This window comes from Dietzia massiliensis (genome assembly GCF_018390595.1).
Taxonomy (GTDB): Bacteria; Actinomycetota; Actinomycetes; order Mycobacteriales; family Mycobacteriaceae; genus Dietzia; species Dietzia massiliensis.
In genome coordinates this window covers 1-12,236 of the sequence record NZ_JAHBAV010000072.1, presented here as the reverse complement: position 1 = coordinate 12,236, position 12,236 = coordinate 1, and the positions used below count along the sequence as shown (strand labels likewise).

Genomic DNA, 12,236 nt, shown 5'->3' with positions numbered 1-12,236 from the left:
GGGCGGTGGGTCAGGAACGGGTCGGCAGCGAGTCCAGGACGGTGCCGAGCCCGGGCTCGTCGGCCGGGCGGTTCCACGGCATCTTCGACAGCGCGGCGGCCATGGCGCACGAGTTGCTCGCGGCGGAGTAGGTCAGCCCCGCACCGATCGCGCCGGCGAGGTAGGCGAACTTCGGGGAGACGAGTTTCGAGGCGGTGACGCCGACCAGGACCAGCGAGCCGGCGGCCATGCGGACCTGCCGGTCCATCGCCCAGACGCCCTTCCCGCGGACGACCTCGCCGCCGGCGGACTCGTAGCCGGCGATCCCGCCGTCGAGCACGGTCACCGAGTCGCGGTCCACGCCCACAGCGCTGAGCCGCTCGCATGCCTGGCGGGCGCGGTTGCCTGACTGGCAGATGAGGACGACCTGGCCGGGGAGCCGCGAGGCGAACTCCTCGCCGTGCTCGGCGAGCAGCGGTAGCGGCACGTTGTAGGAGCCGCGGATGTGGACCGAGGCGTACTCGGCGCCGGAGCGCACGTCGACCACCGTGGGCGGGGTGTCCCCGCTCATTGCGTCGCGGAGGTCGGCGGGGGTCATGGTCGGGGTGCTGGTGGGAGTGGAGGACACGGGTGGTTCAGACCTTTCGAGGTGAGAAGGGGGTGTGGCGGTGGTGCGCCGCCGGTCCCGGGGCCGGACGGACGGTCCGGCCCCCGGGGTGTGCGGGTGTGGTCAGACGGCGGCGAGGTTGCGCTCGGCCCAGGCGCTGTAGCTGCCCTCGAGCTCGACGACGCGGTATCCGGCCCGCCGCAGGGCGCTGGCCGTGACCGAGTTGCGGACGCCGCTCTGGCAGTAGGTGACGATCGGACCGTCGGTCGGGAGCTGGTCGAGGTTCCACAGGACGCGGCCGCCGCTGAGCTGCTCGGAATCCGGGATGTGGCCGTCCGCGTGCTCGGTCTTGTTGCGCACGTCCAGCACCATCGCCGCGTCGAATGTGGCGAGGTCGTCGGGCCCGATCGTCTCGGGGGTCGTCATCGGCAGCCCGTCGAAGCTGGTCGTGTAGCCGGTGACGGTGTCGATGCCCACCCGGATCATGTGGTCGCGGTACCGCTCGGCGGTCTCCTCGTCCTCGGCGAGGACGACCAGGGGGGTGTCCTCGCGCTCGGGGTCGTAGACCCACGCGCCGTACGAGGCGGCCTTGTCGACGCCCGGGACGTTGAGCGCCCCGGGGACGGTGCCGGCGTGGACCTCGTCCTGGTCGCGGGTGTCGACGACGACGAGGTCGTTCTTCTCGAGCGCCTCGGCCAGTTCTCCGGTGCCGAACCGCCGGAGGGGTGCCAGTGCTCCGAGGATCGCCGGGCCCTCCTTGTTCTGCCGCTTCATGCGGCCGAAGTAGGCGTGCGCGTCAGGTTGGCCCTCGAGCATCTCGTCGATGAAGCCCTGCTCGTCGTCGCGCTCGACGTAGTCGGCCCACCAGGCGAACCGGCGCTCGTACCCGACGGTGGTCGAGGGGAGCGCGCCGAGTGCCTTGCCGCACGCGCTGCCCGAACCGTGGCCCGGGAACACCTGGACGTGGTCGGGCAGCGAGACGAAGGACTCCTTGAGGCTGCGGAAGATCTGTGAGGCGCCCTCGAAGCGCGTGTCGACTCCGCCGGCGGCCTCGTCGAGCAGGTCCGGTCGGCCGAGATCACCGGCGAAGACGAAGTCGCCGGTCAGCATGTAACCGGGGGAGTCGGCGAACGCCCCGTCGGTGACGAGGAACGACAGGTGCTCGGGCGTGTGGCCCGGGGTGTGGACGGCCTCGACGGTGATGTTGCCCAGCGTGAGCTGGTCACCGTGGTGCAGGCGCTCGGCCTCGAAGCCGTACTGCCAGTCGTCGCCGCCCTCGCCGGAGACGTAGATGGTCGCCCCGGTCGCCTTCGCCAGTTCGCGGGTGCCGGACAGGTAGTCGGCGTGGATGTGGGTCTCGGTGACGGCGGTGATCGTCATGCCGTGGCGGTCGGCCAGCTCCAGGTACTCGCGGATGTCGCGGCGGGCGTCCACCACCATCGCCTCGTTCTTCGCCTGGCAGCCGATGACGTACCCGGCCTGGGCGAGGTCCTCGTCGTAGATGCGCTCGAGAAGCACGGTGCTCTCCTTGTCGATCGGGGTCCCGGTCTCGGGGTGTGCCCCGAGCATACATACCCCGGGGGGTATATGCAACATGCCCCGGGGGGTATGCGGCGAGCGGGCGGCAGGGGTGGCGAGCGACGTACAGGGACTGGAGCTGGACACCCCAGGGGGTATAGACTGCGGTGACTTCTCGCCGATTACAGGGGGCCCGATGCAGCTCGACACCGTCGAATTGACGCCGACACTCAACCGCCTCAAGCGCGCACAGGGCCAGCTCGCCGCCGTCGTGCGCATGATCGAGGACGGCCGCGACTGCAAGGACGTCGTCACTCAGCTCTCGGCGGTGTCCAAGGCGCTGGATCGGGCAGGGTTCGCGATCATCGCCAGCGGCCTCGAGCAGTGCCTGACGAACCCCGACGAGACCCTGGACAAGAAGGAACTGGAGAAGCTGTTCCTCTCGCTGGCCTGACCCACTGCGGCCCTACACTCCGGAGCCGGGGACACCACAACGCCGTCGAAGAGATATCGAAGGAGTCGGTCATGACCTACACCCGCACCGTCACTGTCGACATGCCCTACGAGCAGGCCATGGAGCGCACGCGCGCTGCTCTGGCGGAGCAGGGCTTCGGCATTCTCACCGAGATCGACGTCAACGCGACGTTCGCCGCCAAGCTGGGTGACGAGGCCGCGGACAAGGTGGGCGCCTACACGATCCTCGGAGCCTGCAATCCTGGCCTGGCCAGCAAGGCCCTGGCCGCCGAACCGGAGCTCGGCGCCCTGTTGCCGTGCAACGTCGTGGTGCGCCGCGGCAAGAACGCCGAGCAGACGACTATCGAGGCCATCGACCCGCAGACCATGGTCCAGCTCAGCGGCAGTCCGCAGGTGCGGGAAGTCGCCGACGATGCCGACGTGCGGCTGCGTGCTGCGCTGTCGGCGATCAGCGACGCCGCCGCCGGCAGCTAGCCCGGGCGCGCCGTACCCTCGCCGTGTCGGCGGCCTACTGGTAGCCCTCAGCGGCCGGGCGCGGCGGGTACCCTAGGCGCATGACGAGCACCGCCCCGACTCCTGAGTCTCGCGTACTGCGCGAGCTGATCGAGGCGCGTAGTGATGAGTTTCGAGCCCTGCTCGCAAAGTACTCGGCGACCAGGCCGAGACTGTTCGGCTCAGTCGCCCGCGGCACGGCCCAAAGCGAAAGCGATGTTGACATCGTGGTCGACATGGACCCGGCCGACGGCAATCTTCTGATGCGGGCTTCTGGATTGATGGAGGAAGTCCGAACGCTCTTCGGCCGCGATAACATCGACATCTTTCCAGCCCAGCTGCTCAAACGTCCGATCTCCGACGCTGCGATCCGCGACTCCGTGGCGATATGACTCGCGAGATCGATCGGCGCATCGGCGACATCCTGCAGGCGATTGATCGCTGCCGGAGGTACGTTGCCAGCCTCGATCATGAGAACATAGATCTCGTCTTCATGGCGGAGGACGCCATCGAGCGCAATCTGCAGATTATCGGGGAGGCCGCGAACCACCTGCCTCCTGCGATTAGGGACGCGCATCCGGAAATCGCTTGGCCGCAGATTCGCGGGTTCCGCAACATCCTTGTTCACCAGTACTTCGGCGTCGAGACCGACGTGGTTCGCGACGTGGTGATGACACACCTGCCTCCACTGGCCCAGGCCTTGAGACCTCACGCGCCCGAGCAAGATCGACGCGCCGGCACCGGCCTCGACGATTGATTCGTCCCACAGAGCCCGCCTCAGACCACGAGCCCGGCCGTGCGCTGGTAGCCGCCGGCGCCAGGATCGAAGGCGCGGTAGTGCTGCCAGCTTCCAGAGAAAATGTCGGTCATGTGCGCCTATCGAGAAGGCGTGGACATCGCGGAACTTCTGGAGCTCGAGCACCAAGGGTGGTCCTCGTTGTGCGACCGCTCGGGGGCCGACTTCTACGGGCGCCTCATGGCTCCCGACGGGGTGATGGTCCTGGCCCACGGTCAAGTACTGGACCGTGCGGAGGTGGTCACCTCCCTCAACGACGCGCCGCCGTGGCGGACCTACGAGATCAGCGACGAGCGCCTCGTCGAGCTCAACGACGACGCGGTCGCGCTGGTCTACACAGGGCGGGCGTCCCGCGGTGACGGCGACGAGTTCCACGCACTGATGTCCACCGTGTACAGGCGCCGTCACGGGCGGTGGCGGTTGGCGCTCTACCAGCAGACACGCGTCCCACCCACCGGGTGATCCTGCGGTGTCAGCAGTCCACGCCCTCAAGTCGTAGGCACGCCGGCGGGAGCTCTTGGTCAGGTCCGTAACCATCGGCCGAGTCCGGGTCGAACGTCGGCCTCGGGTGCGTCCGCCAGTACTCTTCGGCGAACTGCTGGTTGTACGCCTCCTGATCGAAGGTCTGAACGGGCGGCGGCGGGACATAGGTAGCCAGCATCTGGTTCTGACACGTCTGCGTCCACCCGGATGTGCCATCGGTGAAGAACGTCGTACCGGTCTGGTGGTTCGCGGTGCCGCACGACGCGATCTGCTTTCCCAGGCAGTGGGGGCTCTCGTGGCCGGGCGCCCCCTGGTACCCGACGGCCCCGCACGTGTCGGCGGCCGGCCCTGCTGCCGTCGGGCTCGGCGGCGGTTCGCTGGAGCTGGCGGTGGTGGACGTCGATTCGGTGGAGCTGGCTGTCGTCGACGCCTGCACGGTGGTGGTGACGGTAGCCGGCGTGGGCGCCGGATCGTCTGCGCTGCAGGCGGCGAGGAGGAAGATGATCGCGGCGAGAGCGGCGAGTGCCGCAGCGATGCGAGAGTGCATATCGAGCCTCACGAGGAAGCGCGTGACTCCCTCGGGTTGAGGAGGCCGGCGCGCGGGGTGGTGGGAGAATGTTAAACCCGTTACCACGCGTTCGTCGCCACAATGAGGCACTGAACCACGGCAGTCATCGCTACGGCCGGAGCTCGATCAACTGCCGCGTCGCGCGGGTCATCGCCACGTACCGGTCGACCGCTCCGGTGATGCCCGAGTCGGTGTCGCCCGAGCCGAAGGACCCGGGATCGACGACGACGACGAGGTCGAACTCCAATCCCTTGGCCTCGGCCGGGGTCAGCGTGCGGACGCGGTCCGAGAAGGCCCGCTCGACGCCGGGAGAGCCGGCTGAGCGGATCACGCACGCGACGCCCTCGGGGTGAGCCGCGAGCCAGTCGTCGAGAACTCGCGACAGATCCTCCACTCGGCCGTAGGTCACGGGCACCCCGCTGCTGCGCACGGACTCCGGGACGTTGCCGACCCGGGGCTCCGCCGCGCGCTGTACCGGGCGTGGCCGATGATCGACGCGGACGACCTCGTCGGGGACCTGTGGACCGTGCCCGCGTACCTGCGGCTCTTGCCGAAAGCCCCCCTACCAGCTACGAGCTGAGAGTGGGAGGGAGTTCGAGGGCCGTGAGGTCGGCTTCGGCGCACGCCCCCTGAGACAATGGCCCCGTGCCCTCTCACCCCGCCGCCGGCCACATCACGACGACCGTCGAGTGGCGCGAGAACGACACCGTCCGCACCGCGGGCTGGCGCTCGGAGAACGGCGCCCCCGCACCCCGGCGCATCGTGGTGATCCACGACGACATCGCCGCGGACAAGGCCTTCAAGATGATCCGATCGGGCACGGCGCTGCTGTGGCGGGGCGACTTCCAGAACGCCCGCCAGCTCATGCGCGCGCTCGACCGGCGCCTGGGCAAGCGCGCGTCGCGGGCGCCGCAGAGCTCCGACCCCGGCGAGATCTTCCGCGCCAACCGCAGGGCCCGCGCCGAACGGGCGACCATCCTGGGCAGGATCCTCGTCCCGCTGGAGCCCGACTACTCGATCAGCCTGCGGCGCGCGCCCGACGTGCGCGGCGCCTGCGTGCACGCCTATGGCCCGCCGGCCAGCGGCGTCGAGGAGGCGTCGGGCGCGTCCGACGGGGCCGGCGGGACGCACGGCGGGGAGTCGCTGGTCTCGCTGCCCGAGGTGCTGGGTGTGATCAGCGCGTACGAGTGGCACCGCAGCGGCATCGAGATCGCGGCGCTGGGCGCGCGCATCCACCCCGCCTACGGCGTCTTCGCCCCGACCCGCGACGAGTACATCGACCTCGTCGCCGACGCCGGGTGGCCGCCGGGCGTCGACCAGCCGGTCGTGTGGGATATCGGCACCGGCACCGGGGTGCTCGCCGCGGTCCTGGCCCGGCGTGGTGCCCGGGCGGTGGTGGCGTCCGACATCAACCCGCGCGCCGTGCAGTGCGCGCGGGGCAACGTGCGGCGGCTGGGGTTGGAGGACCGCGTCACCGTGACGCGCGGCGACCTGTGGCCAGGGGGCGACGACGACGAGGTGGGCCACCACTCCGGGCGGGCGGACGTCGTGGCGTGCAATCCACCCTGGATCCCCGGCCGGCCGACCTCGGCGCTGGAGCAGGGGATCTACGACCCGGACTCCGACCTGCTCCACCGCTTCCTGCACGAACTGCCGGAACACCTCACGCCGCAGGGGGAGGGGTGGCTCATCCTGTCCGACCTCGCAGAACACCTGGGTCTGCGCACGCGCGACGAGCTCCTGGCGCGGATCGCCGACGCGGGCCTGACGGTGGTCGGGACGCACGAGACGACGCCTCGGCACTCTCGCGCGGCCGACACCGCCGACCCGCTGCACGCCGCCCGCGCTAAAGAGCAGACGATCCTGTGGCGGCTGGCCGCGCGGGGCTCCAGTCCGAGCGCCGCAGCGCGCGGGTAGCCCTGATGAGGAACCCGGTCGCAAGCAGGGGCGCGGTGTGCATGTCCGGGGTTCGGCGCGGTGTCCTTTTCGGATGGCTCAGTCGGGCTGCGCGGTCGAGGCGGCGCCCTCATCGTGCGGGGTCGTGGAGGCCGTGGGTGTCGACGTGGCGCTCGTGGGGGTCGCGGCCTCGGAGTCCCGCGATTTCTGCCAGGGCCACCGGTCGGAGAGCTCCAGCTCCAGTGACCAGCTGAGGAACGTCCGGATCACGACGATCGCCGCCAGTACCGCCAGGAACTCCGCGCAGTCTCCCTCCGGGGCTCCGCGAGTCCTGTTCCCGCACTCGCGCGTCCGCCCACACATCTGATATCCCGGAAGGGTAGATCAGTCCCGATCCCCCGGAGAGAGGTCATGATTCCCACCGGTTCGCTCGAGAATCCGCTGCGCTTCATCTTCGGCCCAGGGCCGGGGGAGGCGGCCTGCATGGCCCTGACCCCGGAGTGCATGGGCTGGCTGCCCTACTTCGCGGCGAGGTTCGGCATCGGGTCCTGACGGGGCCTGCCGATCGGGTCCTGACGGGGCCTATTTTTTGGTGTAGTCACTGCGATTCGGCGGGAACTTTCTCGCAGTAGCTACACCAGAGTTCGAGGCGGGGCCGCGGGCGGGCATTCCGGCATCACACCACCGCCCGGATGCGCTGCCGCATCGGCCTGCGCTGCGAGAATGGTCCATCCCGCCAGCGTGAGCCCGGTCGAAACGTGCAGAAAGGCAGCGTAGGGCAGAGGGGCAGCTTATCCGGCGGCACTCGTGCTGGCTCTCTGCAGAGATCGCCCGCCCGGGCGAGAGCTGCGCCCGGAGTTCAGGCCTCCCGCACCCCCTAAGACGGTACGACGACGCTGGTCAGCGGCGCAATCTCTTGATCAGGACGCGCGGTGTAGCGCTTCGGACACCCCGAGTTCGCGGAATCGGCCCGGGGTCAGGCCGGTGGTCCGGCGGAACGCCGCTCCGAACGCGCTGGCGGAGCTGTACCCGACCCGCGCGGCCACCACGTCCACAGTCATCCCGCGGCCCATGAGCAGCGCGGCCTGCTGAGCGCGGAAGACCGCCTGCCAGGCGCCGAAGCTCAACCCCGTGTCCGCGCGAAAGGCCCGGGTGATGGTCCGCTCGCTCACGCCCAGCCTCGCCGCCCACTCCGTCAGCGAGCGCGTGTCGCCGGGGTCCGCCTCGAGCGCGGCGACGATAGGCCGGAGGAGTTCCGAACCCGGACGCTGCACGAGCAGAGCGTGCGGGGACGGCTCGAGTAGGTCGAACACCATCTGCTCGGTGAGCTCGCGCGAGCGGGCCTCAAGCGACTGGTCGACCAGTCGCTCGAGGAGCAGGGTGAGCAGGGGTGTCATCTCCACCGCGACGGGCCCGCCCGGCAGCGGCGAGTCGGTACGCGGGTCGACGTGAGCCGTGCGGTACCACGTGCCCGCAGGTGCGGTCGCCGAGTGCAGCACGCCGGCGGGGATCCACAGGCCGACGGACGGGGTGATGGTCCAGGTGCGGGCGCCGATGGTCGCGGTCGACGCGCCGGCGCGGTTCCACAGCAGCTCGTGCGTGGGATGCGAATGCGGCTCCCACACCGGCAGCGTCCGCGTCTCCACGGGCTCCAGGGTAGACCTGTTGCCGGGCGGGTCCGGCGGTCGGACGCGCTGGACGGACCCGCGGCTGCGCGGCGAGGGGAGGGGCATGCGCTCGAGCGTGGACTGGATGGAGCGCCACCAGGTGGCGCTGTACCTCGCGGGCCTCGTGGCCGGCGGGATCGTCGGCCTCCTCGTACCCGCGGTGGCCCGCCCGGCGGAGTTCGCGATCCAGCCGGTGCTCGCGCTGCTGCTGTACGCGACGTTCCTCGGGATCCCGTTCGGCGACGTCGGCCGGGCCCTGCGCGACCGCCGCTTCCTCGCGACCATCGGCGTGGTCAACTTCGTCCTGGTCCCACCCATCGTCTGGCTGCTCTCGCGCGTCGTGGCCCACGACCGCGTGCTGCTCGTGGGCGTGCTCTTCGTCCTGCTCACGCCGTGCATCGACTACGTCCTCGTGTTCTCCGGACTCGCCGGTGCCGACACACGGCGGCTGCTGGCGGCCACGCCCCTGCTCATGCTCGCCCAGATGGTCCTGCTGCCGCTGTACCTGTGGGCGTTCCTCGGCGCCGAGTTCGTCGACGCAGTGGACCCCGGCCCGTTCGTCGAGGCGTTCCTCCTCCTCATCGCGCTGCCGTTGGCCGCCGCGGCGCTCACCCAGCGCGCGGCCCCCGGCCGCGCTGCCGGCCCGGTCGGCGCCGCCGGTCCCGTCGCCCGGGCCGCCGGCGCGGTCGAGCGGGGAGCGGTCTCCGCGATGGTCCCGCTCATGGTCGCCACCCTCGCCCTGGTCGTGGCCTCCCAGATCGCCGCGGTCAGCGAGCAGCTCGGCACGCTGACGCTGGTCGTGCCGGTGTACGCGGTGTACGTGGCCGTCATCGTGCCCGTGGGCGTGCTCGCCGGGCGGCTGGCCGGACTCGATGTGCCCGGCAGGCGGGCGATCGCCTTCAGCGGAGCGACCCGCAACTCGTTGGTGGTCCTCCCGCTCGTGCTGGCACTGCCGGCAGAGTTCGAGATGGCGCCCCTCGTCGTCGTCACCCAGACCCTCGTCGAGCTCGTCGCCATGGTTCTCCTGGTCCGCCTGGTCCCGCGGCTCGTCCCGGAGGTATCTCGCATCACGTGAGGCGGCGCGCCGGACGAACGTTCAAGTACAGTGCGAAGGTTCCCGTGCGCGGCCTCCCGGCGCCGGATTCTGCTCTTTTCTCACACCGCAATCCCAGAGGACGACCGTGACGTCTGAAGTCTCCGCCAACCCCAACGCCGCCGCGCCGGCCGCCGCAGAGGCCTCGCCGCCGCTGCCCGCCGCGACCGTGCGCCTCATCGCCCTGCTCGTCGGCGCCGCGTTCGTGGTGATCCTCAACGAGACCATCATGTCCGTGGCGCTGCCCGAGCTCATGGTCGAGTTCGCGGTGACCGCCGCGACCGCGCAGTGGCTCACCACCGCCTTCATGCTCACGATGGCCGTGGTCATCCCGTTCACCGGGTGGCTGCTCGTCCGATTGCCGCTGCGGATCGTGTTCGTCATAGCGATGAGCACGTTCACCGGCGGGACGCTGTTCGCCTCGTTGGCCGTGGTGTTCCCGATGCTGGTCGCCGGCCGGGTCGTGCAGGCCGTCGGCACCGCGATCATGATCCCGTTGCTCATGACGACCGTCCTCAACGTGGTGCCGGCCGACCGTCGCGGCCGCACGATGGGAGTCATCTCCATCGTGATCGCCGTCGCGCCCGCGATCGGTCCCACGGTGGGCGGTCTCGTCCTCGAGGTCCTGAGCTGGCGGTGGATGTTCTGGTCGGTCCTGCCCATCGGGATCGTGGCGCTCGTCGCCGGCGCAGTGCTCATCCGCAACGTCACCGAGCCGCGCCCCATCCCGCTCGACGTCCTCTCCGGCGTGCTCTCCGCCATCGGCTTCGCCGGACTCATCTTCGGTCTCAGCTCGATCGGCGAGGCTGCCAGCGGCAATGCCCTCATCTCGCCGTGGATCCCCGTCGGGATCGGCGCGGTCGCCCTGGCGGTATTCGTGTGGCGCCAGCTCGCGCTCAAGGACTTCGCACTGCTCGACGTGCGGGCCTTCCGCTTCGGGGCCTTCACCGTGAGCCTCGTGCTCATGCTCGTCTCGATGATGTCACTGTTCGGCACCCTCATCCTGCTGCCGATGTACATGCAGCAGGTGCTGGGCACCAGCACCCTGAGCTCCGGGCTCGCCCTCCTGCCCGGCGGCCTGATCATGGGTGTCCTCGGCTGGTTCGTCGGTCGCGCGTTCGACCGGATCGGCCCGCGCCCCCTCATCATCCCCGGCTCGATCCTGGCTTCCGCCGGCCTGTGGGGCATGTTCACGACCTTCTCCGACGACAGTTCGTTGGCCCTCGTCATGACGTGGCACATCGTCCTCAGCGTGGGACTGGCGTTCCTGTTCTCGCCGCTCATGACCTCCGCGCTCGGGTCGCTGCCGCCGCACCTGTACTCGCACGGTTCCGCACTGCTCAACACCCTGCAGCAGGTAGCGGCAGCCGCCGGGACCGCGCTCTTCATCACCGTCATGACGCTGGGGATCGTGTCCGGTGCCGAATCCGGACTGGGGGACGCCGCGGCGCAGATGACCGGAGTGCACAACGCGCTGCTGCTCGGTGCGGTCATCTCGCTCATCCCGGTCATCGGGGTGTTCTTCGTCCGCAACAGCGCCCAGACCGAGGGCCCCGCGACAGCGCCCGCGTCCGCGCACTGACCCGTGTGAGCTGCGTCATATGATGACGCCATGAAGGTCGATCTGACGGTCCTGGCGATCCCGGCGTTCGTGGCGTCGATGGCGGCCGAGTACGCCTGGCAGAAGCGCAACCCGGCGCCCGACCGGCGGGCCGGCGACTACGAGTTCGCCGACACCATGGCCAGCCTGTCGATGGGCGTCGGGAGTCTGATCGCGCCGTACATCACCGACAGGCTCCTGGCGCCGCTCACCCCGCGGACCGGCCGCTATGCCAAGGCGCTGATGGGCTTCTCCCTGGCCTCGGCCGCCGTGGCCACCGCCGGGGACGTGCTCCGGCGACACCGCGGGTCTGGCCTGCCCGAGGCGGGAACTTTGTCGTCGTCGTCATCGTCGTCGGCACTGCCCGACGGCGAGGGCGGGGCAACACCCGAGCGCGACGCCGCGATCCCGCCCGCACTGCGCCGGATCACCGGCGGGTCGGCGGTGTCCGCCGTCGCGTCCACGGTGGTCATGGTGTCAACGCTGTGGAGCGCCCAGACCGCCAGCTCGGTCCTGTTCCGCCGGTCCCCGCTGGACCTGGGCTCGGGACCGCTCGCGTACGCGGTGGGCATCCTCGGGTGGGACTTCCTCTACTACTGGAACCACCGCTTCGACCACGAGAGCCGCTGGCTGTGGGCCATGCACGTCGTCCACCACTCCAGCGAGCGGTACAACCTCTCGACCGCGCTGCGCCAGCCGGTGGCCGAGGCACTGACCATTTACGTCCCGTACGGGCTGCTGTCGCTGCTGGGCGTGCGGCCGGCGATCGTGCAGGACGCCCGCGCGGTGAACCTGATCTACCAGTTCTGGGTCCACACCGAGGCCATCCGGACGATCGGGCCGCTGGAGAAGGTGCTCAACTCGCCTTCGCACCACCGCGTGCACCACGGCAGCAACCGCCGCTACCTCGACCGCAACCACGGCAGCATCCTCATCATCTGGGACCGCCTGTTCGGCACCTACGAGCCGGAGGGCGAGGACGTGGTCTACGGGCTCACCACCAACATCAACTCCTATAACCCGCTGCGCATCGCCTCGCACGAGTGGATCGCGATCGCCCGCG

Annotated in this window: 16 protein-coding genes; 10 read left to right on the top strand and 6 right to left on the bottom strand. The window is 70.1% G+C overall.

Annotation, left to right across the window (positions count from 1 at the left end; genetic code table 11):
• Positions 1 to 10: 10 nt before the first annotated feature.
• Together KHA85_RS14890 and KHA85_RS14885 are read right to left on the bottom strand one after the other, a co-directional pair.
• Complete coding sequence (locus KHA85_RS14890) at positions 11 to 607, bottom strand: rhodanese-like domain-containing protein (protein ID WP_308936968.1); 597 nt, start codon at positions 605 to 607, stop codon at positions 11 to 13.
• Between the two features lie 102 nt (positions 608 to 709).
• Positions 710 to 2,104, bottom strand: coding sequence for an MBL fold metallo-hydrolase (locus KHA85_RS14885; RefSeq protein WP_213186401.1), 1,395 nt, complete (start codon positions 2,102 to 2,104; stop codon positions 710 to 712).
• Positions 2,105 to 2,300: 196 nt separating this feature from the next.
• Here KHA85_RS14885 and KHA85_RS14880 point away from each other — a divergent pair, with 196 nt between their 5' ends.
• The 5 genes from KHA85_RS14880 to KHA85_RS14860 all read left to right on the top strand — a co-directional run bounded on the left by KHA85_RS14880 (position 2,301) and on the right by KHA85_RS14860 (position 4,328).
• Positions 2,301 to 2,558 carry a metal-sensitive transcriptional regulator gene (locus tag KHA85_RS14880; protein ID WP_182643354.1) on the top strand — a complete coding sequence of 86 codons (258 nt, stop codon included), beginning with the start codon at positions 2,301 to 2,303 and terminating at the stop codon, positions 2,556 to 2,558.
• A 71-nt stretch (positions 2,559 to 2,629) separates the two neighbouring features.
• Positions 2,630 to 3,052 (top strand): DUF302 domain-containing protein, encoded by a 423-nt coding sequence (locus KHA85_RS14875; RefSeq protein ID WP_131886623.1) that lies wholly within the window; start codon positions 2,630 to 2,632, stop codon positions 3,050 to 3,052.
• An 80-nt stretch (positions 3,053 to 3,132) separates the two neighbouring features.
• Positions 3,133 to 3,462 (top strand): nucleotidyltransferase family protein, encoded by a 330-nt coding sequence (locus KHA85_RS14870; protein ID WP_131886622.1) that lies wholly within the window; start codon positions 3,133 to 3,135, stop codon positions 3,460 to 3,462.
• On the top strand, positions 3,459 to 3,827 hold the full coding sequence (locus tag KHA85_RS14865; RefSeq protein WP_131886621.1) for a HepT-like ribonuclease domain-containing protein: 369 nt from the start codon (positions 3,459 to 3,461) through the stop codon (positions 3,825 to 3,827). Before KHA85_RS14870 ends, KHA85_RS14865 begins: the two co-directional genes overlap by 4 nt.
• A 111-nt stretch (positions 3,828 to 3,938) precedes the next feature.
• Entirely contained in the window at positions 3,939 to 4,328 is a 390-nt protein-coding gene (locus tag KHA85_RS14860) for a nuclear transport factor 2 family protein (protein ID WP_213186400.1), read from the top strand.
• A gap of 10 nt (positions 4,329 to 4,338) precedes the next feature.
• Here the strand turns inward: KHA85_RS14860 and KHA85_RS14855 are convergent, their stop codons facing one another.
• Together KHA85_RS14855 and KHA85_RS14850 are read right to left on the bottom strand one after the other, a co-directional pair.
• Positions 4,339 to 4,896 (bottom strand): hypothetical protein, encoded by a 558-nt coding sequence (locus KHA85_RS14855; RefSeq protein ID WP_213186399.1) that lies wholly within the window; start codon positions 4,894 to 4,896, stop codon positions 4,339 to 4,341.
• Positions 4,897 to 5,026: 130 nt separating this feature from the next.
• On the bottom strand, positions 5,027 to 5,326 hold the full coding sequence (locus tag KHA85_RS14850) for a hypothetical protein (protein ID WP_213186398.1): 300 nt from the start codon (positions 5,324 to 5,326) through the stop codon (positions 5,027 to 5,029).
• A gap of 236 nt (positions 5,327 to 5,562) precedes the next feature.
• Here KHA85_RS14850 and KHA85_RS14845 point away from each other — a divergent pair, with 236 nt between their 5' ends.
• Complete coding sequence (locus tag KHA85_RS14845) at positions 5,563 to 6,834, top strand: methyltransferase (RefSeq protein ID WP_308936967.1); 1,272 nt, start codon at positions 5,563 to 5,565, stop codon at positions 6,832 to 6,834.
• Between the two features lie 78 nt (positions 6,835 to 6,912).
• Here KHA85_RS14845 and KHA85_RS14840 read toward each other — a convergent pair whose 3' ends face one another.
• Positions 6,913 to 7,176: a DUF1622 domain-containing protein gene (locus KHA85_RS14840; protein WP_438802060.1), complete on the bottom strand. Its 264-nt coding sequence runs from the start codon at positions 7,174 to 7,176 to the stop codon at positions 6,913 to 6,915.
• Positions 7,177 to 7,224: 48 nt separating this feature from the next.
• Between KHA85_RS14840 and KHA85_RS14835 the strand changes: the two genes are divergently transcribed.
• Positions 7,225 to 7,365: a hypothetical protein gene (locus KHA85_RS14835; RefSeq protein WP_213186397.1), complete on the top strand. Its 141-nt coding sequence runs from the start codon at positions 7,225 to 7,227 to the stop codon at positions 7,363 to 7,365.
• A 368-nt stretch (positions 7,366 to 7,733) separates the two neighbouring features.
• Here the strand turns inward: KHA85_RS14835 and KHA85_RS14830 are convergent, their stop codons facing one another.
• Positions 7,734 to 8,459 (bottom strand): helix-turn-helix transcriptional regulator, encoded by a 726-nt coding sequence (locus tag KHA85_RS14830; protein ID WP_308936966.1) that lies wholly within the window; start codon positions 8,457 to 8,459, stop codon positions 7,734 to 7,736.
• A gap of 85 nt (positions 8,460 to 8,544) precedes the next feature.
• On the opposite strand from KHA85_RS14830, the gene KHA85_RS14825 reads away from it, so the two are divergent.
• From KHA85_RS14825 to KHA85_RS14815, 3 genes are all read left to right on the top strand, one after another.
• On the top strand, positions 8,545 to 9,555 hold the full coding sequence (locus KHA85_RS14825; protein ID WP_213186395.1) for an arsenic resistance protein: 1,011 nt from the start codon (positions 8,545 to 8,547) through the stop codon (positions 9,553 to 9,555).
• A gap of 106 nt (positions 9,556 to 9,661) precedes the next feature.
• Positions 9,662 to 11,155: an MDR family MFS transporter gene (locus tag KHA85_RS14820; RefSeq protein WP_213186394.1), complete on the top strand. Its 1,494-nt coding sequence runs from the start codon at positions 9,662 to 9,664 to the stop codon at positions 11,153 to 11,155.
• Positions 11,156 to 11,185: 30 nt separating this feature from the next.
• Positions 11,186 to 12,236 (top strand): sterol desaturase family protein (locus KHA85_RS14815; RefSeq protein WP_213186393.1); only part of this gene is annotated, 1,051 nt, incomplete at its 3' end.